Raw genomic sequence first — 21,562 nt, forward strand, 5'->3', positions numbered from 1 at the left:
TCAGCGCCGCTTCTTGGCGGTGGCGGTGGCGGTGCCCGCACGCGGCGGCAAGCCGGTGTGTTGGGTCAAAACACGGCCGGGGTTTGGGCGGGAGTTTGGGCGGGGTGCGGGGGTGGAATTTTTGCGCCGCGCACTCTCATACGAGCCGTCGGTGGCCGGCTGCCACGTTGGGATCAGGTGCTGCTTGCCGTTGCCGATCAAATCAGCACGGCCCATCGCTTGGAGCGCTTCGCGCAGCAAAGGCCAGTTGTTGGCGTCGTGATAGCGCAAGAACGCTTTGTGCAAGCGGCGACGCTTGTCACCACGCACGATGTCCACCGCATCCGCACTGCTGCGCGTGACCTTGCGCAGGGTGTTGCGCCCCGAGTGGTACATGGCCGTGGCGGTGGCCATCGGGCTGGGGTAGAAGGTCTGGACCTGATCGGCGCGGAAGCCATTTTTCTTCAGCCAGAGGGCCAAATTCATCATGTCTTCGTCGGTGGTGCCGGGGTGCGCGGCGATGAAATACGGCACCAAGAATTGCTGCTTGCCGGCCTCCGCACTGAACTTGTCAAACAGCTGCTTGAAACGGTCGTAGGTGCCGATGCCCGGCTTCATCATCTTGGAGAGCGGCCCCTCTTCGGTGTGCTCCGGGGCGATCTTCAAGTAGCCGCCAACGTGGTGCGTCACCAGCTCGCGGATGTACTCGGGCGATTTGATCGCCAAGTCGTAGCGCAGGCCCGAGCCGATCAAAATCTTCTTCACCCCCTTCAAGGCCCGGGCGCGACGGTACATCTTGATCAACGGGCCGTGGTCGGTGTTGAGGTTTTGGCAGACATCCGGCCAAACGCACGACGGCTTGCGGCAAGCGGCCTCGATCGCCGGCGATTTGCAGCCGATACGGTACATGTTGGCCGTGGGGCCGCCCAAGTCCGAGATCACGCCGGTGAAGCCCTTGACCTTGTCGCGAATGGCCTCAATCTCTTGGATCACCGAGTCTTCCGAGCGGCTTTGGATGATGCGGCCCTCGTGCTCGGTGATCGAGCAGAAGGTGCAGCCGCCAAAGCAGCCCCGCATGATGTTGACGCTGAAGCGGATCATTTCCCACGCTGGGATTTTGGTCACGCCGTCATGACCGCCCAGCTCATCCGCGTAAGCCGGATGCGGCGCGCGGGCGTAGGGCAGATCGAAGACGTGATCCATCTCGGCGGTGCTGAGCGGGATCGGTGGCGGGGTGATCCAGACATCACGGGCGCTGGCGCCCTCACCGTGGCGTTGCACCAGCGCGCGGGCGTTGCCGGGGTTGGTTTCTAGGTGCAGCACGCGGCTGGCGTGGGCATAGAGCACCGGATCGCTCTTGACTTGCTCATAGGAAGGCAAGCGGATCACCGTTTGGTCACGCGGCGGCAGCTTGATGCGGCCGCTGAGCTGCGGTGCAGGCACAAAGGTGATGGTTTTGTAGAGCGCGTCGCTGGATGGCGCACCCGTGGGTGGCGTCGTTGCGGCCCCCGGCCCTTCTTCCTTGGCGCAACTGCTGCCTTGGGCCGCCGCTTGTTCAGCGGTGGTTTGGTAGGGGTTGATGTGTTCGTCGATGCGGCCCGGCATATCGACTTGGGTCGAGTCGATCTCGAACCAGCCTTGGGCGCTCGGATCATCGCTGCGCCGCACAAAGGCCGTGCCGCGCACATCGGTGATGTTTTGCACCGGCTCGCGCCGGCTCAGACGATGCGCAATCTCAACGATGGCGCGCTCGGCGTTGCCGTAGAGCAGCAAATCGCACTTGGCGTCCACCACCATCGAGCGACGCACCTTGTCTTGCCAATAGTCGTAATGCGCAATACGGCGCAAGCTGGCTTCGATGCCGCCCATGATGATGGGCACATCGCTCCAAGCTTCTTTGCAGCGCTGCGCATACACCAGCGAGGCCCGATCTGGCCGCTTGCCGCCGACATTGCCAGGCGTGTAGGCGTCATCCGAGCGAATCTTGCGATCAGCGGTGTAGCGGTTGATCATCGAATCCATGTTCCCGGCGGTGACGCCAAAGAACAGATTCGGCTTGCCCAACACCTTGAAGGGCTCGGCGCTTTGCCAATCGGGCTGCGCAATGATCCCGACCCGAAAGCCCTGCGACTCCAGCATCCGGCCGATCACCGCCATGCCAAAACTGGGGTGATCGACGTAGGCGTCGCCCGTCACGATGATGATGTCGCACGCATCCCAGCCGAGCTTGTCCATCTCGGCGCGGTTCATGGGCAAAAACGGTGCCGTACCCAAGCGCTTGGCCCAATACGGGCGGTAGCTGGTCAAGGCTTTAGGCGGGCTCGCAAGCCCAGCAGAAACAGTAGAGGCCAAGGTCAAAGCGCCGAAAACAGCGCACCCAAATCAATGCAAGGCCGCCATTGTCCTTGTTCCCCCTTACCCGCAGCCGAAGGAGGCTATCGGGGAGATGTGGTCACTGGTGCGGAATAGTGCGCCGGTCGTGACAACAAGCTGATTGAACAAGAAGGGGGATGTACCTTGTCCGACGTATCGACAAGAAATCAACCAAAAAGTGCGCTGTGCGAGCCAAGTCGGGTTTGACGTGGCATTCGCGGTAGCTTGCCCAATTGCCAATCAGGTCGTGATCACGTTGACGTGGATGCAGAGGCTGATCTTCGGCAAGCGCCACCAAGACTGGAACCAAATCAGCATCAAGCGTTACCCGGTGAGGGCCCTTTGCTTCGCGCTTGTAATCCCGCCTAAACGCGGTTGAACGTTCAATCGTCCGCATGCAAATCGGCCATCAAGGCGTTAAGATCAGGCAGTCGCTTGCCCTTGCCCGCATCCAACTCGGCCATCGCTTGACGCGTAACGGCATTGGGTGCCTTGATCTCGAAAGGCAATTTTCGCTCATCGGCAATACGCAGCATCAGCAATCGAATCGCATCGGAAATCGACAAGCCCATAGCTTCGAGCGCATCTGCGGCACGCTCTTTGGTCTCGGTGTTGATGCGAGCACGCACGTAGGTATCAGCGGTGGACATGGCGGCTTTCTGGGGAACGATGACAAATCATTGTAGTCACAATAGAACCACGCTCACAACCCCCTGAACGCCACCACGGCCATCAAGGTGGGTGGCAGAGCGGCGAGGAGAAGGCCCAAAGGGTGGATGGCGCCGTCGTCGAAGCGGTCGCGCAGGATGGCGAAGCCCGCAGGGTTGGGGGCGTTGGCGATGACGGTGAGCAAGGTGGCACCGATGTAGACGCCTTGGGCGTCCATGCGCCAAAAGCGCCTCCAGCCACCATTGCTGCTGCCCGCCCAGCACCTCAACAGGCCTTCACACCGACCCACGGATCAATCTACAGCACGACGATGCTGGCCGGCTCGCTCCAGCGTCCGGCGCCCTGCCCGTCCACACCGCGCACCCGCACCCAAGCCCATTGCAGGGGCGCAATGTGATCGAGCAGGATGCGCCGCACCGACATCGACACCAGTGCGTAATGCCAATTGCTCTCGATCAACGGGTCGCCTTGGGCGGTGTGTACCTCGTAGCTGCCCGCGCCTTCGAGCCGGTCAAGCTTGAGCTCGACCTGCCCGGTAGCCAGACCATGACTCAGTTTGAGCCCGCTAGGAGCATCCAACGGGCCGCTGTGGCCGCCGCCGTGTCGCGCATTGCTGCGCCGCAGCTCGAAGCCGGTGGAGCGCAACGGTATGCCATCGTCGTGGGTGATGAACTCCAGATAACTTGCCAGCCGCTGGAGCAGCGTGGTCAGCTCAGTACGGATGGCATCGCGCTCAGCGATGCGGATCTGATCACGCGTGGCGCTGGCATCCAACGCCTGCCGATATCGTTCAAAGGTCGCCGTCAAAACCCCGATGGCCGGTGCTGGAGCCGGCCAAGGCTCAGGGAACTGCGGGTTGTCGGTCATCGCCGAAACGATCCGACCTGCTTGCGCGAGGAACTCCGATTCGCCCATTTGGGCAAAACGGGTGATCAGTCTGGGATGCATGTGAACCTCCGAGAGAGGGTTGAGAAGTGGTTGAAGGTGACTTCATTCTCGGAAACAACTTGCTCACATGCACCCCCTCCAAAGAGGGACACATCGCAAAATAGTTGGCAGCTGGATACCCCCTAAAGGGGGATGCCGCTCGGTTTTTTACATCACCCCTTGACTTCGAACCGCAAAAAATCGACGAGCCGTCTCGATTCGGTGATCTCGTCGTGCGGAACCAGTAGGTAACGCCAAGGCTTGCTGCCCACCGATACCGCATGGTTTGACGCATGCATGCACCAACGGGCCGCTGCGGTGGCCTTGGCTTGCACGTCTTGGGTATCGATGTCGATTCTTGCCTTGGTTTCGACCATCAAGATCCTTGAATCCGTCTCAGCCACAAAGTCGGGAACGTATTCCGGCTGCTCCGTGCCCAGCTTGTAGTAAATCTGGAACTGACCCTTGGCAGGCTTGAACCATTTCAAGGCGTCCCGCTCCAAGATGACCGCGAATCGCCGTTCGGTATCAGAGTCGAACTTCTGCAACGGGTACAGACAGCGCGCAAAGCCGCCGAACAACATTTGCTTGATGCGGCCCAGCTCGGTGACGGTTTCCCGGTAGTGATGCGCGGTCTGGCCTGCAACGGCGGTGTAGTTGCAGGCTTTCAGTTCCGTGAAACCACGGCTGACTTGGACTTCGTACTCGGTCGCTTCCTCCCAGAAGTGCGCCATCATTTCCGCTCGGATCAGCCGAGCCAGCTCTGCGCTGTAAGTATCAAAAACCTCGTGCAGTTCGTTGTCTGAATAGTTCTGCGCTTGGTAATGGGCGACGGCCTGACCGGCCAAGTCGTACAGCAACGCAGCCTGCGTGAAGTAGTCGATGTCGTCGAAGTCAATCAACTTCTTGACGATGTAGTCCTCGAACCGTTGCTCCCTGATGCCGGCCTCACGGCTCATGGTGAACTGGCGATTGGTGCGCAGCTCCTGCCCCACGATTTCGCGCTGACCCGGCTGGAAATTGGGCAGCGTGCCCAGCTTGAACGGGTGGAAGCCCGTGGTGACTTCACCTGTGGGCACCACCGCGATGCGGGGAATGTCGATGGTTTGCTGGACGACGATCTCAGTGGTCTTGGCCACCACGGCCGAGAGGTCAAGTGCAGGCATCCCGTCGTCGGCATCCGCCAGCAAGTCACCTTGGGCAGGTTTCAACCGCTCGGTCACCTCAGCCAGGATCGCAGCCTGCACGTCTGCGTTAAGCAGTGCGCCGCTGGTCGGGACGAGATCGCGCTTGACCTCGTACTTGCCGATGACGTCCATCACAACGCGGGCGGCTTGGCGCTCGCTCGCCGTGGCGAACACCGGTGTGAACGACTCCCCTCGCCCACGTTCAGGAGCGGTGGCGTGAGAGAGGTCGGGGGTGAGGGCCAGCACATCGGCAAGCCCCAGGCGCGTCATCGCCCCCGAGCCGACCTGGACGCTCACTTTCTTGTCATCAGCGCTCGGCGCTTCGAGGATCACCTGTTTCAGCCTGATCGGTGAATCGCCCCGGTTGGCTTCATCAATGATTTCCTGAAACTTGTCGTGCGCGACGATGTTGAGACGATCAACCGCTGCCACGCCTGTCCGTTTGCCATAGGGCAGCCGCAGCCCGCGACCAATGGATTGCTCGATCAGCGTGCGCGCATTGGCTGCACGCAACGGCACGATGGTGTAGAGGTTGGTCACGTCCCAGCCCTCTTTGAGCATGTTGACGTGAATAACGATCTCAGTCGGCTCGTCCACGCTTTCCACCGCAAGGAGCCTAGCGATCATGGCCTCTTCTTCAGCCCCGGTGCGGCTGGAATCCACCTGGATCACCTTGTCCGCGTAGCGTCCCTCATAGAAAGCCGTGGATTCGATCAGCGCCTTGAGCTGCGCGGCGTGGGTGGTGTCCCGCGCAATCACCAGCATGAAGGGCTTCACCACCTTGATGCGGTTCTCACGGGAGTAAGTCAGCAGCTCGACCTTGGTGGTTTCGTGCAGGCGAATGCCGTCTTCCAGCTTGATCTTCTCAATCTCCTCGGGCGTGTGAGCCTTGGCATCGAAGTTGCGCTGAGTCACGGCGGCGGGCTCTTTGACGAAGCCGTCTTCCATCGCCCGTGCCAATGGGTAGTCCATCACCACGTTCTTGAACGGCACAGGGCCACGCGTGGATTCCACGAACGGGGTGGCCGTGACCTCAAGGCCAAACAAGGGCTTCAGTTCGTTGATAGACCGCACTCCGGCGCTGGCCCGGTAGCGGTGCGACTCGTCCATCAGCAGCACGAGGTCCGGCAAATTCGCCAGATGGTTGAAGTAGCTGTCGCCCAGCACTTCCTTCATCCGCTTGATGCGCGGCTCTTTGCCACCACGCACTTCGGAGTTGATCTTGGAGATGTTGAAAATGTTGATGCGTACATCATGGGCAAAGCCCATCGTCTGATCTTGAACAACCGCACCGGTTTGGTCGTAGTTGTCGCCCGTGATGATCAGCGGTGGCTGCTGAGCGAACTCGGCGATCCCCTTGAAGACGTACTTGGGCGTGTTGGGCGTGAAGTCGGCGATCAGCTTGTTGTAGATCGTCAGGTTCGGGGCCAGCACAAAGAAGTTGTTGATGCCATGCGCCAGATGCAAGTAGGCGATGAACGCCCCCATCAGACGGGTCTTGCCGACACCCGTCGCCAGCGAAAAGCACAGCGAGGGGAATTCACGCTCGAAGTCTTCAAGCGTGGGGAACTCAGCTTTCAGTGTGGCCAGAATGGCCGCAACCTCTTGTTCGTGGCCGAGCAAACTGGGGGCAGCATCAAGCGCACGCACCAACTTCGCCAGAGATTCAGCCTGCGGCGGACGCAGAGACAACCGGCCCGTGACAGCGTTTTGAACGCGTGCATTCATGCTGGCTTGTCCTGCTGCTGAAGCTTATGGGCGGACAGGCGCACGATTTGCTGGTTCTCGACGATCACGATGTCCGTGTCCGTCTGCATCGCCGTCTTACGCGCCAGCTCAGCGGCACGCAACATGGCCTGCAACGAGGTACGCAGATCCGGATCTTTGGCTTGTGACAGTTCTTGCTGAGTCATTCATTTTCTCCCCATGCCAGCAAAGCTGGTGTAGCGCTGCTGTTGTCGTACAGCGCCCAAGCATGCACAACAGCGCGGTAATGATGGTCAAAATGATCGCGTCCAGCGGCAAAGCGCCGACGAATCACGTCTTCAGGAATATGGTGACCGCCCTGCTTGACACGTTCAGCCACCCGAGCCACGGCCACATCGGCTGAAGGCAGGGCCAAGAAGAACAGGCTAACGTGATAGCCGAGTTGTCGCCACTGGCGAATATGGCGTAGATACATCAGCCCCGAGAGGGTGGTCTCCACCGCAAAGCTGTCACCGTGCTCAGTGCATTCCGCAATTTCTTGCAACATCAGACGCCCGGCCTTGATGGCGGCTGTTTCTGGTGCAAAGGGTGCCAAGCCGGCAGCGATCAGGTCGGCATTGATGAAGCGCGGGCAATGCGCCTCGGCAGGCAGGAAGGATCGGGCGAACGTCGTCTTCCCCGCGCCATTCGGCCCAGCGATGATGATGACCTTCTTGCTCACGCCTCGTCCCCAAACAAGCCACCCTGCCCGGCTTGGGCCGCAGCAGCCTTCTTGCGCTGACCGCTGCTCCCCTCACCCGTAGGCGGGAGAGGGGCCGGGGATGAGGGTGCTGAGAGAGGCAGGTTGCTCACATTGAGGCTGTAATCGTCATGGCCCCACTCACAACGGGCCAGCACCATCTTCGGGATCTTCTTGAGCGTCAGGTTCGGCCAACGCTGTGATCCCGCCGCCGCCGTAACGCCGTGGAAGGCCGCACAGCACACCAGCAGGCTTTGATCGCCACCGACCTCATCCGACAACGCTTGCAATTGCTCGGCCGACAGGTTCTGAGTCGTGACATAAATGAAATCGCGCTCGCTTGAATGACCGTGCTGCCACCATTGCGCCTCAGACGGGGCGTAACTGAAGCCCTCCAACTTGGCCAGTGCCTCAGCCAACTGCGCAGCGTTGTATTCCGGGTTGATGACCGGGTTGCCCCAGCGGTCGTTGACGATCAGGCTAGGCGCGAGCTTGTAATAGCGAAAGCCCCCGCCGCCCTGCCACCCAGTCGCCTCGGTCACACCACCCTTGTCCTCGCCATCGATGACCTTCTTCAGGCGCGGGATGACATGCGTATGGCAATGCCCGCCCAACTCGACCATGATCCAGCGCCGGCCCATCTTGTGCGCCACCGCGCCTGTTGTGCCGGAGCCAGCAAAGGAATCCAATACCAAATCGCCTGGGTTGGTCGAAAGATCCAATATTCTCTTAATTAGTCTCTCAGGTTTCGGCGTTTGAAATACATCTACTTCTGGTGGAACAACGGCAATAACCTCTTTTTTTGCTTCTTGTGTGTGCCCAACTTCATCGTGGGGCCAGATGGACTGAGGTACTACGCCATCCATAACTTCATTGAGGAAACGCTTAATCCTAGGTACGTTATCACCACCTTTTCCCCACCATATTCGACCGTCGTTATCAAGCGCCCGGAACTTATCGAATGAGACGCGCCAATACATACCCTTTGGTGGCCCTGGTATTAATCTACCAGAAGGTCCAGTGATTGGATAAATGCCTGCGGAGTATGCGTTTCTTGCTGACATATCTCCTGATGTCCAAGGACCTCTTGGGTCATTATCTGGATTTTTGTAGCTCTGATTGTGCTTTTCATCTCTTGGCAATAATTTTCTCTGCCAGCATGATTTGTATTTTGCGTACAAAAGTACATGATCATGTGAGTCGGAAATGTATTGAGCCGTACTGTTTGGTGCAAACCTTTTTTGCCACAAAACATTTGCCACAAAATTCGCACGACCAAAAACCTCATCACACATTACTTTGAGATAGTGCGCTTCATTGTCGTCAATTGTGATCCACAACGAACCATCCTCCGACATCAATTGCCGAATTATTTCCAGACGATCACGCATCAGCCCAAGCCAGATCGAGTGTTCCAGCCCGTCGTCATAATGCGTGAACGCGCTTCCAGTGTTATATGGCGGGTCGATGAAAACGCATTTCACCTTGCCGGTGAAATCCTGCTCCAAGGCTTTCAGTGCCAACAAGTTGTCACCGAAGATCAAGCGGTTATCGAAGATATCTTGTTCAGAAACCCGGTGCTTGGCGTGGTATGACTTGTCCGGATCTTCGAGAAGGATGCGCGGCTCTAGCTTGGGGCGCTTTTCCTTGCCGATCCAGGTGAGTTCGAGTTTTTGTTTGGGCATACAGTCATTAAAAATAGCGATCAATAACATCTCAAAACGCGCAGGCTGCGACAAGAATCAACCGTCGTGCGTCAACTCTACCTAATTCGAGGTAATTAGACGAGCAGCCGAGTGGCATCAAAATACCAAGTCAATGGATATCAAGCCGCTTTTTTAGTCTGAGGGATGTTCTCGTCTGGAACCACCAGGTCATCGCTGAAAAACATAACCTCATTGCCCACATAGCGCCGTTGCGCTGTGTAGTTGAGGCAGTAGGTTTTTTCACTGATCAGTTGATACATTGCACGTATTTCATCGGCATTGTCATACGATACAATCCAATGCCGCTCGAAGCCTTTGGCCTTGATGGTTTCAGCAATTGAAACATGATCATCGTGCTCGTAATAGTTGCGGTACAAGCCCTTGCCCTTAAAGTAATAAGGGGGGTCAAGATAGATCAGGGATTCTTTAGGCAGAAACTCTTTACAGCGCTTCAACAATGCCAGCGCGTCTTCGCTGTACACCGTGATGTCTTTCGCTCGTTTGGCAACGGCAATAATACGCGCCGAAATCACGTCTTTCTTGAAACGTGCATCCAGCTTGTAGGCGCCTTCTTGGCCCTTGCCGCCAATGACGCCCGCCTTCAGAATCCCCGAGCGGTTGGTTCTGTTCATGAACAGCGTGGCAAAGCCCTTCTCGACTAGGCTGGCGTTGCAGTCCTCACGAAGTACAGACCGCCACTTAAACCATTCGTCGATGGTGATGGGGGTGGACGCCAGTAACCCAATCAATTCATCGGGATGCTTTGTCACAGACACCCAAAACGCGTATACAGCCGGGTCGGCATCATTGATGTGAATGTGGCTCGCGCGCCCTTGAAAAAGCAAATCCAGCGCGACCCCAGCACCGCCCGCGTAAGGTTCTAGGTAATGACCACCCACAACGCCATTGACCTCCATCACCTTGGCAATGAAGGGCGCAAAAGGCGCTTTGCCGCCAGGATAGCGCAGTGGGCTGTAGAGCCTATTTGAGAACATGGGGCACCTTCTTCAAATTGACTTCCAACGCTGTGAGCTTGGCATCGTCAACGGCGTAAGCGTTTTTCATCACACCATAGATTGTGGCCTTAAATTGCTCCAAAAAGTCATTGGCCAACTTAGGGTTGCTTTCGATCCAATGCTTCCATGCGCTGTAAGGTTTGGCTCCGCATCCCAGTACTTTTTGAATCTCATTGCCTTTGTAGAAATTCTTGAAAATATCACGTGTGATCAATGTGCCTTTGTATACCTTGATACGTTCACCGAGATCAACTTTAGTTCCTGTAATTTTCAGTTCATTGATTGTTTCGCGTGCATCATTGGTGAAAACATCACGAGTAAATTGCAATTCATTTTTCCAAAAAATATCTTCAACAGGAAGATTGTATAGATGTTGGAAAATTAGTTGATCCGGTGGTAATTTGCCGGGCAACAAAACGACTGTTTTAAAGCTTTTACCCTTGACATGTGAATACGCATCTGAATCAAGACAAATCACACTCTTCTCTGCAAACTCGGGCACATTTTTCTTAATTAGATTAAGGTAATTATCACAACCAAGAGTCACCTCCGACATTGAGGTGATGAATTTCTTAACTGGCTGTCTATTCATCAGTGCATCAAAAAAGTTCTCTGCCTCTTTGTCTTCAAAATAAACATTGACGTACGGCAGAGCCGTCTTTGATCCTGCATTTAAAGTTTTCGTATGTATGTCTGCACTGATTCTTGCCCAAGACCAATCATGCATTACCTGAACGGCACCGTGTGTATTACTCAGATAAACCGTCTTGAATTTTCTGCTGTGCTTGTGCTGGCTCTGTTCAAATGCATATTCGATCATAACTGGCGAATGCGATGTCATAACCACTTGCAAATCGAGCTTCCTGCACTCACGGCCTAGAATTTTCAAGAGATTGATTTGCGCCGTCGGAAACAAGCCAGCATCGGCTTCATCAATCAACAGCAGCCCACCTTTGTAATCAACGTAGTCTTCTTTGAGTTTTTTGAACGACATCAAGGCCATGATGATTTGTCCGGCATTGTCCTCGCCTGCAGAGACCGACTCATGGTCATAGTTGTCACCGTGAGCCACGGCAGAAGTGATGGTGCCACTGGTACCAGTGGCTTGGGAGGATTGACGATTTAGAAGTTCGTTGGTAAGGACGATGAACTCGCCTTTATGAGCGTTGAGGTATTCATAGTCCCCGACTGAGTATTTTCGTGCCGCAATCGGAAAGAGCCGCTTCAAGCTCAAGAAAATGACTGGGTGCGTGAAGTTTCTGCTGGCTTCGTTCGATGTGGGGGCTGTACTGTTTTTGCGAACCACAGGTCGAGGTACACTCCCTCTCTTGTCGAGTTGGAGGGTCGCGGTTGCACTCTGTTCGGTGTATCCATCGAAGAGATCAATACTGACCTTCATTGATCCCGGTGGATCAAATCGCTCTGAAATCCGAAAATGGTCACTGTATTGGGACTTGAAATTTCCGCCTGCGATCTCTGAGTACAGCAAGTCTTCGTCTTTGAGGTAGTTTTTTTCAAAGCTGAAAATTTGTGCTGCAACCCCAAGAATAGAAGACTTTGAGGTGCCATTCTTCCCACAAATGACTGTTATGTAATCGGCAAACTCAATTTCTACATTATTCAGTGCGCGAAATTTCTCAATTGTTATTTTTTTGAGTTGTGTCTTTGTCATGATGCGTCCCTCATGGTTTATTGAAATTTTCACTCAATCATGAATGAATTTTCTTCATCGATTTGGTTCTGAAGCTGCACTTCTAATTAATCGATTAAGTCGTTGCGCGCAGCCTCAATAGTATCGGGCAGCAGCGCCCCTGCAAGCTGAACTTGTCCTGCAACTCCTGGTGCCACTGCTTGCGCAAATTGGCAGGAACGATGATCAGGATGCGGCGACGGCGCTCGGCCCAACGCTGCGAGATGACCAGCCCGGCCTCGATGGTCTTCCCGAGCCCAACCTCGTCCGCGAGGATGACACCACGCGAAAGGGGATTACTGCAAGCAAAGAGCGCAGCCTCAACCTGATGGGGATTGAGATCAACTTGCGAGTCCACCAGCGTGGATGCAAGCGACTCCACCGTATCACCCGCTGTTCGTCTTGTCAGAAGCCACGCGTAGTACTGGCTTTGGTGCTGCGTTATCAACGGCGATCCTCTCTTTATTTCTTCCCAGACCGGCACATGATCAAGATTTTGCACCCAACTCCGCAGCCATTCCATGTGTTCTTGGGGGCAAGCCTCAGCTGCTTGCCCGTTATCACAGCACGCATTGGGTGCAAGACCGGGGTACTTGCCCACTAACTTGCCGTGCTTGGGGGCAAAAGTCATGCGCATGGGATGCAAGGTTTCCACGCTTGGGGGCAAGCGCGTCCTGCTTGCAGGCAAAAGTCAGGCGAATGGGGACCAAGCACAAGGGTATTGGGGGCAAGCTTTGTGCGCTTGGGGGCACTGGGTCAGCGCTTTGCCCTGTTGCGCAGGCAGTTTGCTCTGGTGGGCCGCCTCACAACCCCCTGAACGCCACCACTGTCGCCCGGGGGGCATGGGCTGGGCGCTGTGGCATCGTTCTTAAACCCGTTTGCAGGCACGTATGATGCCCGGCCAACCGTCAAACCAACCATAGAACCAGATGCCCATCGAAGCACACGAGCCGGGCAGCGAAGTGCGCCAGCATGTGATGGATGCTTGGATCGCCATCAACAAAACCGTGATCCTCGGAGAACAACGCGCATGTTGAACCAACTCACGCTGACAGGTGTCGGCCCGGCTCAGCGGCTGCTCATCCACTTCAAGCCTCGTCTGAACTTCCTGACTGGAGACAACGGCTTGGGCAAGAGCTTCGTGCTCGACATGGCTTGGTGGGCGCTGACGCGTACATGGGCACGCGGCGTCATGGCAGCGCCTCGCCAAGATGCAGCGGATGAGTCCAGCATTGGCTACAGCTACATGGGCAGCAAAGGTGCCCCTGACGACTACGCAGACACGCGCCCATTCGATCATCAAGCTCAACAATGGGCGATCAGCCAAGGGCGTCCAGCCGTCCCCGGCGTGGTGATCTATGCCGGCGTCGATGGCAGTTTCTCGGTCTGGGATCCGGCTCGCAACGACTGGAAAAGCGACAAACGTGAAACTGCAACGCCCAACCGCCCCCGCAGCTTTGACTTCACCCCCGAAAACGTCTGGAACGGCCTGCAAGCCAGCGATGGCAAGACGCAGTTGTGCAATGGGCTGCTGCATGACTGGGTGTTGTGGCAGGAAGGGAGGAAGCCGGCCTTCGATGACTTGGTCAAGGTGCTGGATGCCCTTTCGCCATCAGGCGTCGAAAAAGTCCAACCCGGCACCCCCATGCGCGTCGGCGACAGCGTCAGGGATTTCCCATCACTGCGCATGCCATACGGCCAAGACGTGCCTTTGATTCACGCTTCAGCCGGTATGCGCCGAATTGCCGCGTTGGCGTATCTGCTGGTGTGGACTTGGCGTGAGCATCAACTGGCCTGCGAGCGTTTTCGTGTGGATCCAGCACGAGAAGTGATCTTCCTGATCGACGAGATCGAGTGTCACCTTCATCCACAGTGGCAACGACGCATCGTCCCCGCCCTGCTGAACGTGATGGACGCCCTGACCGGCGCCCGCAGCGTACCCGTCCAGTTGCTGGCTGCCACGCATTCCCCTTTGGTGCTGGCCTCTGTTGAACCCAGCTTCAACCCGGAGAACGACTGCATTTGGGACTTTGACCTGATCGATGGTGAAGTGCATGCGCACCTCTACCCTTGGTCACGCAAAGGGGATGTGAATGCTTGGCTGGCTTCTGAGGTGTTCAACCTGAAGGAGCCGGTTTCAGTGCAGGCAGAAGAAGCACTGGGCTTGGCCCGTGGTTTTCTACGCACGGTGGCGCTGACGCAACACGCACTGACCGACCCGCAAAGGCAGCAATTGCAAGACATTGACAACAAACTTCGGGCAAGCCTGAGCGATGTGGATGCATTCTGGATTCGCTGGAGTCAGTTCCGTGACCAACTAGCGGGCCGCGCATGATCCGGGTAGCGCCAGCCCCCGAGCCTGAAGACTTTGACGGCAAGGTCCGGCAGCCCGGCCGACGGGCGATTGCCGAGATGGTCGGTGCCCCCGGTTTGCCCAAGCGTCCGGGTAGACCGAGGGCCGTGATAGCGGTATCCGAAGACGCCATACCCGCCGACAAGTTTCCTCCCATCTGGACAGCAGCTCTGCCTGAGCTCCTCGCCGCTTATGGCCGCGTCTGCGCTTATATGAGCTTCTACATTGAACGCGTGACTGGGGCGGCATCGGTAGACCACATGCTGCCCAAATCGGTTGACTGGCTCGACATCTACGAATGGCGCAACTACCGATTGGCATGCTCGCTGATGAACAGCCGCAAAAACGACTATCAGGATGTGCTCGATCCCTTCGAGATCGACGACGGCTGGTTTCGTTTAGAGCTGATCGGGTATCAAGTGATCCCCGACCCTAACCTGCCACCGGACATGGCCCAAAAGGTTCAAACCACCATCGACCGCCTCAAGCTCAATGACTATGAATGTCTGAAGCTGCGCGAGGAATATGCAGAAGCGTTCCTCCGAGGCGACGTTAGCCAAGCCCATTTGCACAAGCGTGCCCCTTTTCTGGCTCGGGAAATTGAACGAGCAGCCCTTCAGGAGGAGGAGGTGGTGGTGGCGTGATGCATGCGTGCCACGGTTGCTGGTCTGCTCTGGTGGGCCTCACAACCCCCTGAACGCCACCACCGCCATCAAGGTGGGTGGCAAGGCGGCGAGGAGAAGGCCCAAGGGGTGGATGGCGCCGTCGTCGAAGCGGTCGCGCAGGATGGCGAAGCCCGCAGGGTTGGGGGCGTTGGCGATGACGGTGAGGCCGCCGCCGGTGACGGCTCCGGCCACCAGGGCGATCTTGAAATCGAGGCTCAGGCCGGGGACGAGGGAGCCGAGGTAGGTCAAGGCGGCGTTGTCGGTGATGGCGGTGAGCAAGGTGGCCCCGATGTAAACGCCTTGGGCGTCCATGCGGCCCAGAAGCGCTTCCAGCCACCATTGCTGCTGCCCGCCCAGCACCACCAGCCCGGCAAGAAAGAAGGCCACCAACAGGCCTTCACGCAGGATCAAGCGGTCTTGATAGCGCGCGTAGGCTTGGGCAAAGCCGAGGAAGAACAGCAACAGCCCCATGAAGATCGCCGGGTGATGGGAGAAAACCACCACCCCGGCCAACAACAGAGCATGAACCGCCGGCACGATCCATGGCATGCCGTGCTGAAACTGGCTTGACTGCACGCTGGGTTCGGGTGGGCGCATGGCCGCCAGTTCATGCCGAAACAGCACCGCCGCTGCCACAGCGTTGAGGCTCACGGCCAAGGCAACCTTCCAGCCAAAGGTCACGAGCATGAACGACAGATCCCAACCCCAGGCCTTGGCCACCATCAGCACGGGTGGCGCGGCATAGGGGGTGAGCAGCCCACCAATGGAAACGTTGACGAACAACACGCCCAAGGTGGCGTATTTCAAGCGGGTGGAAAGCGGTTGAAGCGGCTGGTGATAGACCCGGTCACGCAACAACACGGCGGCCAGCGTCATGGCGGCAGGCTCAGTGATGAAGGAGCCCAGCAGCGGCACGACGCTCAGGGCCACGATGTAGAACGCCATGCTGCCGGGCAAGAACGGCAAAGCCCGCGCCACCAACTGCACCCCCGTCAACGCCAGATGACCGATCGGGCGGCTGCCCGCAATCACCATGATGGCAAAGACGAACATCGGCTCGGTGAAATTGCGCGTGTCGATGTAGTGGATGGTGGCGTCATGGCCCATCACCCCGAGCATCAGCGCCATCAGCACCATGGCCCAAAAACCGAACACCACTTCGACCTCGCCCAACAGATGGAACAGGCCGGCGTGTTGCGGGCGCACATGCGCCAGTCGCTCGAAGGCCTTGGTCGAGAAGGTGTGCAACACCGCCACCCCGAACAGGGCCGCGCCGATGATTTCGATGAGGGTGGGCATGGCGGAGACAACGAGTCCAAAAGAAAAACCCCCGCAGCTTAACGCTGCGGGGGTTTGGCATCGACGCTACGGCGTGATCAGATCACATCAGAAGCGCGATCAGCGTTCGCCGACCGGCTTGACGTTGCGCGGCGCAGCGCCAGAGAAGAGTTGACGCGGACGGCCGATCTTGTATTCCGGGTCCGAGATCATTTCATTCAGCTGGGCGATCCAGCCAACGGTGCGAGCCAAGGCGAAGATGCCGGTGAACAGGTTCACCGGGATGCCGATGGCGCGCTGCACGATGCCGGAGTAGAAGTCCACGTTCGGGTAGAGCTTGCGCGACACGAAGTATTCGTCTTCCAGCGCGATCTTTTCCAGCTCCTTGGCCAGCTTGAACAGCGGATCGTTTTCCAGACCCAGTTCAGCCAAGACCTCGTTGCAGGTTTCTTGCATCAGCTTGGCGCGCGGGTCGTAGTTCTTGTAGACGCGGTGACCGAAGCCCATCAGCTTGACGCCGCTGTTCTTGTCCTTCACCTTGTTCATGAACTCGCCCACCTTGGCCACACCGCCCATTTGCTGGATGTCTTCCAGCATGTTCAGGCAGGCTTCGTTGGCGCCGCCGTGAGCCGGGCCCCACAGGCAGGCTACGCCAGCGGCGATGGCGGCAAACGGGTTGGTGCCCGACGAGCCACACAGACGCACCGTCGAGGTCGAGGCGTTTTGTTCGTGATCAGCGTGCAGGATGAAGATGCGGTCGAGCGCGCGCTCGATCACCGGGTTCACCTTGTACTCTTCGCACGGGGTGGCGAACATCATGCGCAGGAAGTTGCCAGCGTAGGACAGGTCGTTCTTCGGGTAGATGAACGGCTGGCCGACACCGTACTTGTAGGCCATCGAGACCAGGGTCGGCATCTTGGCGATCAAGCGGATCGCGGCGATTTCGCGGTGTTCGGGGTTATTGATGTCGGTGCTGTCGTGATAGAAGGCCGACAGAGCACCGACCAAACCGGTCAACACAGCCATCGGGTGCGCATCACGACGGAAGCCACGCAGGAAGAACTGCATCTGCTCGTGAACCATCGTGTGGTTGATCACTCGCGAATGGAACTCGTCGCGCTGGGTTTGATTGGGCAATTCGCCCTTGAGCAGCAAGTAGCAGGTATCGAGGTAGTCGCAGTTGACGGCGAGCTGATCGATCGGGTAGCCGCGATAGAGCAGTTCACCCTTGTCGCCATCGATGTAGGTGATGGTCGATTGGCACGACGCGGTGCTCAGAAAGCCCGGGTCGTAGGTGAACTTGCCGGTCTGGGCGTAAAGCTTGCGAATATCGATCACGTCCGGACCGATCGTGCCCTTGTAAACGGGCAGATCCATGGCGGCGCTACCGTCGGAAAACGACAGTGTGGCCTTGACGTCAGAGAGGGTCATCATGTGGCAGGTTCCTCAGGAGTTGAATTCAAGCTAAAGCCCTTTAAGGGCGCTGGCGCATCAAGGCAAGCACATCTCGTACCGCTGCTTGATCAAGATCGCCTTGGAGCTCTTGGCGACCCATCAACAGGTCCAGCAAATCGTTATCAGCCAAGTCCATCAGGGACTCGATGCCAAGAGCCTGCCCTTGGGTCAGCGTCGATGCGTAACGCTGGAAAAACCGCTCGATGAACAGATCATTTTCCAGCATGCCCCGACGACAACGCCACTTAAGCCGGCTTAAAGCATTTGCGTCTAGGAGAGTGTCCATGGATGGTCTTGCAAGGGGCTGACCCTAGCGCACCGAGTGCGTGCACCGGGTGCGCCAAGTTGGGGCAAAGGGTCGGGCGTGTGGTTTAAACAGCGCGGCGAATCATCAGTTCCTTGATCTTGCCGATGGCCTTGGTGGGGTTCAAACCCTTCGGGCAGACATCGACGCAATTCATGATGGTGTGGCAGCGGAACAAACGGTACGGATCTTCGAGATTATCGAGCCGGCCAGCGGTGTCTTCGTCACGGCTGTCGGCGATGAAGCGATACGCCTGCAACAAACCGGCCGGACCGACGAATTTGTCGGGATTCCACCAAAAGCTCGGGCAGCTGGTGGAGCAGCTGGCGCACAGGATGCACTCGTACAGGCCGTTGATCTCTTCACGCGCTTCGGGCGACTGGAGGCGTTCCTTCTCCGGCGGCGGCGTGTCGTTGACCAAGTACGGCTTGATCGAGTGGTACTGCTTGAAGAACTGCGTCATGTCCACGATCAGATCGCGGATGACCGGCAGACCCGGCAGCGGCTTCAACACCACCACGCCCGGCAGATCGCGCATGTTGGTCAAACAGGCCAGACCGTTCTTGCCGTTGATGTTCATCGCGTCAGAGCCGCACACGCCTTCACGGCACGAACGGCGGAACGACAGGGTCGGATCGACCGCCTTGAGCTTGATCAGGGCGTCCAGCAACATGCGCTCGTTGCCGTCGAGTTCAACCTCGATGGACTGCATGTAGGGCTTGGCGTCTTTATCGGGGTCGTAGCGATAAATTTGGAAAGTGCGCTTTTGAGCCATGTGTTTCTCCTCGTGGCGCTTCTTAGAAGGTACGGACCTTGGGCGGCACCGAATCCACTGTCAGCGGCTTCAGGTTGACCGGCTTGTACGACAGCGAGTTGGTGGCACTGTCCCAAAGGGTGTGCTTCATCCACTCAGCGTCGTTACGCCCCAAGGGGAACTGCGCATCGTCTGCACCGCGTTCGTAGTCCTTGACGGTGTGGGCACCACGGCACTCATGACGGGCAGCAGCCGAGGTCATGGTGGCTTGAGCGGCTTCCATCAGGTTGTCCACTTCGAGCGCTTCGATACGCGCGGTGTTGAACACCTTGGACTTGTCCTTCAAGGTGATGGCTGCCACGCGTTCACGCAAGGCATTGATCTTCACCACACCAGCGTCCATCACGGCCTGGGTGCGGAACACACCGGCGTGCTGCTGCATGGCGGCGCGCATATCGCCGGCCACGTCTTGCGAGTATTCGCCTTGGGTGCTGCTGTCGAGGCGCGCCAAACGCGCCAGCGATGCATCCGCCGCATCTTTGGGCAAGGGCTTGTGTGCCTTGGCGCCGTCCTTGAGGCTTTCAACGATGTGATTGCCCGCAGCACGGCCAAAGACCAGCAAGTCGAGCAGCGAGTTGGTGCCCAAGCGGTTGGCGCCGTGCACCGACACGCAGGAGCATTCGCCCACGGCGTAGAGACCGTTCACCACGCTCTTGTAGTCGTCGCCTTTCGGTACCACCACTTGGCCGGTGATGCCCGTCGGGATACCGCCCATCTGGTAGTGAATCGTCGGCACCACCGGGATCGGCTCCTTGGTGATATCGACGTTGGCGAAGTTGTGACCGATCTCAAACACCGACGGCAGGCGCTTCAAGATGGTGTCGCCACCCAAGTGAGTCATGTCGAGGTTGATGTAGTCCTTGTTCGGACCACAGCCGCGACCTTCCTTGATTTCTTGGTCCATGCAGCGCGACACGAAGTCACGCGGGGCCAGATCCTTCAAGGTCGGGGCGTAACGCTCCATGAAGCGCTCGCCGTTGACGTTGCGCAAAATCGCGCCTTCGCCCCGGCAACCTTCGGTCAGCAACACGCCAGCGTTGTGCACCCCCGTGGGGTGGAACTGCCAAAACTCCATGTCTTGCAGCGGCAAGCCGGCGCGTGCCGCCATGCCCAGACCGTCGCCGGTGTTGATGAAGGCGTTGGTCGAAGCAGCGTAGATCCGCCCTGCGCCGCCGGTGGCCAGCAGCGTGGTCTTGGCTTCGAGGACGTAGACCTCCCCGGTTTCCATTTCCAGCGCGGTGACACCCAACACATCGCCGTCCGCGTCGCGGATCAAGTCCAGCGCCATCCACTCGACGAAGAAGTTGGTCTTGGCCTTGACGTTTTGCTGATACAGCGTGTGCAGCATCGCGTGACCCGTGCGGTCAGCAGCTGCGCAGGCGCGTTGCACCGGCTTTTCACCATAGTTGGCGGTGTGGCCGCCGAACGGACGCTGATAAATCGTGCCGTCGGCGTTGCGGTCGAACGGCATGCCGAAGTGTTCAAGCTCGTACACCACCTTGGTGGCTTCACGGCACATGAACTCGATGGCGTCTTGGTCACCCAGCCAGTCCGAGCCCTTGATGGTGTCGTAGAAGTGGTAGTGCCAGTTGTCTTCGCTCATGTTGCCAAGCGAAGCACCGATCCCACCCTGCGCCGCCACGGTGTGCGAACGGGTTGGGAAGACTTTGGAGAGCACCGCCACGCTCAGACCCGCGCGGGCCAATTGCAGGGATGCGCGCATGCCGGAGCCACCGGCACCGACGATGACCACGTCGAACTTGCGACGCGGCAGAGTAGAACCAACAGCCATCAGAGCCTCCAGAGAACTTGCACCGCCCAGCCGGCACAGCCGACGAGCCACACGATCGAAAACACATGCAACGCCAAGCGCAGACCGACCGGCTTGATGTAATCCATCCAGATGTCGCGGATGCCGACCCAAGCGTGCTGCAACAGCGCCAAGATCGTGACGAAGGTCAGCACCTTCATCCACTGCGCCGAGAAAATGGCGGCCCAACGGTCATAGCCCATGGCGGGGCCAAACAACACTTGAGCCAGCACCACCAGGGTGAACAAGGCCATCAGAATGGCGGTGACGCGCTGCGACAGCCAGTCACGCAACCCGTAATGGGCACCGACGACGATGCGCTGGGAGCCAAAATTTTTGGACATGGTGAAAGTCAACCTTGAGAGAGCAACGTTGGAATAAGTCAGAAAGGCATCAGGGATGCATCAGATCAGGCCGAACAACTTGGCACCGAGCACCACGGTCAGCCCCAAGCTCAACGCCAACGTGACGATGGCCGAGCTTTGGCCCTGCTCCTTGCTGACGCTATGGGTGAGGTCCATCCACAGATGGCGCACGCCAGCGATGAAGTGGAGCAAATAAGCCCAAGTGAGCGCAAAACAGATCAACTTGACAAAGAAACCCTCGAACGCATGCGAAAACTGTGCGAACGAAACCTCAGAGGTCAAGGTGGTGTCGAACATCCAAACGATGAACGGCATCAACAGGAACATCATTGCGCCGCTGACGCGGTGCAAGATCGAGACGATGCCCGCCAAAGGCAGACGATAGTGACGCAGATCGAAAATATTGATATTGCGAAAGACCGGGCGCTGCCGCTTGCTTGTGTCTGCCATGAAGCACCTTTGTAATGGGTGTGAAACCGAACGATTTTATTTCAAGGACAAGGGAGAACCCTGACCCGAGACTGA

19 protein-coding genes and 2 pseudogenes are annotated in these 21,562 nt (G+C 57.7%); 2 read left to right on the top strand and 19 right to left on the bottom strand.

Annotated elements, in window-relative coordinates; translation table 11 throughout:
• The 12 genes and pseudogenes from AB3X39_RS02265 to AB3X39_RS02320 all read right to left on the bottom strand — a co-directional run.
• A complete protein-coding gene (locus AB3X39_RS02265) occupies positions 1-2,286 on the bottom strand; it encodes a YgiQ family radical SAM protein (protein ID WP_473964879.1) in 2,286 nt (761 codons plus the stop codon).
• Positions 2,287-2,431: 145 nt separating this feature from the next.
• Positions 2,432-2,749 carry a type II toxin-antitoxin system YafQ family toxin gene (locus AB3X39_RS13545; RefSeq protein ID WP_473964880.1) on the bottom strand — a complete coding sequence of 106 codons (318 nt, stop codon included), beginning with the start codon at positions 2,747-2,749 and terminating at the stop codon, positions 2,432-2,434.
• Positions 2,736-3,002, bottom strand: a complete 267-nt coding sequence (locus AB3X39_RS02275; RefSeq protein ID WP_369415731.1) for a type II toxin-antitoxin system RelB/DinJ family antitoxin — start codon at positions 3,000-3,002, stop codon at positions 2,736-2,738. Before AB3X39_RS02275 ends, AB3X39_RS13545 begins: the two co-directional genes overlap by 14 nt.
• Positions 3,003-3,055: 53 nt before the next feature.
• Positions 3,056-3,284, bottom strand: a pseudogene (locus AB3X39_RS13550) (putative Na+/H+ antiporter); the annotation flags it as partial.
• Between the two features lie 34 nt (positions 3,285-3,318).
• A complete protein-coding gene (locus AB3X39_RS02285; RefSeq protein ID WP_369415732.1) occupies positions 3,319-3,969 on the bottom strand; it encodes a fibronectin type III domain-containing protein in 651 nt (216 codons plus the stop codon).
• Positions 3,970-4,121: 152 nt separating this feature from the next.
• Positions 4,122-6,863 (bottom strand): DEAD/DEAH box helicase, encoded by a 2,742-nt coding sequence (locus tag AB3X39_RS02290; RefSeq protein WP_369415733.1) that lies wholly within the window; start codon positions 6,861-6,863, stop codon positions 4,122-4,124.
• Positions 6,860-7,048 carry a hypothetical protein gene (locus AB3X39_RS02295; protein WP_369415734.1) on the bottom strand — a complete coding sequence of 63 codons (189 nt, stop codon included), beginning with the start codon at positions 7,046-7,048 and terminating at the stop codon, positions 6,860-6,862. Before AB3X39_RS02295 ends, AB3X39_RS02290 begins: the two co-directional genes overlap by 4 nt.
• Positions 7,045-7,563: an ATPase gene (locus AB3X39_RS02300; RefSeq protein ID WP_369415735.1), complete on the bottom strand. Its 519-nt coding sequence runs from the start codon at positions 7,561-7,563 to the stop codon at positions 7,045-7,047. The genes AB3X39_RS02295 and AB3X39_RS02300 overlap by 4 nt, the downstream gene beginning before the upstream one ends.
• Positions 7,560-9,266: a site-specific DNA-methyltransferase gene (locus AB3X39_RS02305; RefSeq protein WP_369415781.1), complete on the bottom strand. Its 1,707-nt coding sequence runs from the start codon at positions 9,264-9,266 to the stop codon at positions 7,560-7,562. Before AB3X39_RS02305 ends, AB3X39_RS02300 begins: the two co-directional genes overlap by 4 nt.
• A 140-nt stretch (positions 9,267-9,406) precedes the next feature.
• On the bottom strand, positions 9,407-10,282 hold the full coding sequence (locus tag AB3X39_RS02310; RefSeq protein ID WP_369415736.1) for a DNA adenine methylase: 876 nt from the start codon (positions 10,280-10,282) through the stop codon (positions 9,407-9,409).
• A complete protein-coding gene (locus tag AB3X39_RS02315; RefSeq protein ID WP_369415737.1) occupies positions 10,269-11,975 on the bottom strand; it encodes an ATP-dependent nuclease in 1,707 nt (568 codons plus the stop codon). Before AB3X39_RS02315 ends, AB3X39_RS02310 begins: the two co-directional genes overlap by 14 nt.
• A 136-nt stretch (positions 11,976-12,111) precedes the next feature.
• A pseudogene (locus AB3X39_RS02320) lies at positions 12,112-12,438 on the bottom strand (SNF2-related protein); the annotation flags it as partial.
• A 585-nt stretch (positions 12,439-13,023) separates the two neighbouring features.
• On the opposite strand from AB3X39_RS02320, the gene AB3X39_RS02325 reads away from it, so the two are divergent.
• Positions 13,024-14,328, top strand: a complete 1,305-nt coding sequence (locus tag AB3X39_RS02325; protein ID WP_369415738.1) for an AAA family ATPase — start codon at positions 13,024-13,026, stop codon at positions 14,326-14,328.
• Positions 14,325-14,990 carry an HNH endonuclease family protein gene (locus AB3X39_RS02330; RefSeq protein WP_369415739.1) on the top strand — a complete coding sequence of 222 codons (666 nt, stop codon included), beginning with the start codon at positions 14,325-14,327 and terminating at the stop codon, positions 14,988-14,990. The genes AB3X39_RS02325 and AB3X39_RS02330 overlap by 4 nt, the downstream gene beginning before the upstream one ends.
• A gap of 39 nt (positions 14,991-15,029) precedes the next feature.
• Here AB3X39_RS02330 and AB3X39_RS02335 read toward each other — a convergent pair whose 3' ends face one another.
• From AB3X39_RS02335 to sdhC, 7 genes are all read right to left on the bottom strand, one after another.
• The gene (locus AB3X39_RS02335; RefSeq protein ID WP_369415740.1) at positions 15,030-16,310 is read right to left on the bottom strand and encodes a putative Na+/H+ antiporter; all 1,281 of its coding nucleotides are present in this window, start codon (positions 16,308-16,310) and stop codon (positions 15,030-15,032) included.
• 99 nt (positions 16,311-16,409) lie between these two features.
• Positions 16,410-17,720, bottom strand: coding sequence for a citrate synthase (gene gltA / locus AB3X39_RS02340; RefSeq protein WP_369415782.1), 1,311 nt, complete (start codon positions 17,718-17,720; stop codon positions 16,410-16,412).
• A 43-nt stretch (positions 17,721-17,763) separates the two neighbouring features.
• On the bottom strand, positions 17,764-18,030 hold the full coding sequence (locus tag AB3X39_RS02345; RefSeq protein WP_369415741.1) for an FAD assembly factor SdhE: 267 nt from the start codon (positions 18,028-18,030) through the stop codon (positions 17,764-17,766).
• Between the two features lie 85 nt (positions 18,031-18,115).
• Positions 18,116-18,823: a succinate dehydrogenase iron-sulfur subunit gene (locus tag AB3X39_RS02350; protein ID WP_369415742.1), complete on the bottom strand. Its 708-nt coding sequence runs from the start codon at positions 18,821-18,823 to the stop codon at positions 18,116-18,118.
• Positions 18,824-18,845: 22 nt separating this feature from the next.
• Positions 18,846-20,654 carry a succinate dehydrogenase flavoprotein subunit gene (gene sdhA, locus AB3X39_RS02355; protein WP_369415743.1) on the bottom strand — a complete coding sequence of 603 codons (1,809 nt, stop codon included), beginning with the start codon at positions 20,652-20,654 and terminating at the stop codon, positions 18,846-18,848.
• Complete coding sequence (gene sdhD, locus AB3X39_RS02360; RefSeq protein ID WP_369415744.1) at positions 20,654-21,016, bottom strand: succinate dehydrogenase, hydrophobic membrane anchor protein; 363 nt, start codon at positions 21,014-21,016, stop codon at positions 20,654-20,656. Before sdhD ends, sdhA begins: the two co-directional genes overlap by 1 nt.
• Positions 21,017-21,076: 60 nt before the next feature.
• Positions 21,077-21,487, bottom strand: coding sequence for a succinate dehydrogenase, cytochrome b556 subunit (gene sdhC / locus AB3X39_RS02365; protein ID WP_369415745.1), 411 nt, complete (start codon positions 21,485-21,487; stop codon positions 21,077-21,079).
• Between the last annotated feature and the right edge of the window lie 75 nt (positions 21,488-21,562).

Origin of the sequence: Leptothrix ochracea, from assembly GCF_041083635.1 — a bacterium.
Taxonomy (GTDB): domain Bacteria; phylum Pseudomonadota; class Gammaproteobacteria; order Burkholderiales; family Burkholderiaceae_C; genus Sphaerotilus; species Sphaerotilus ochraceus.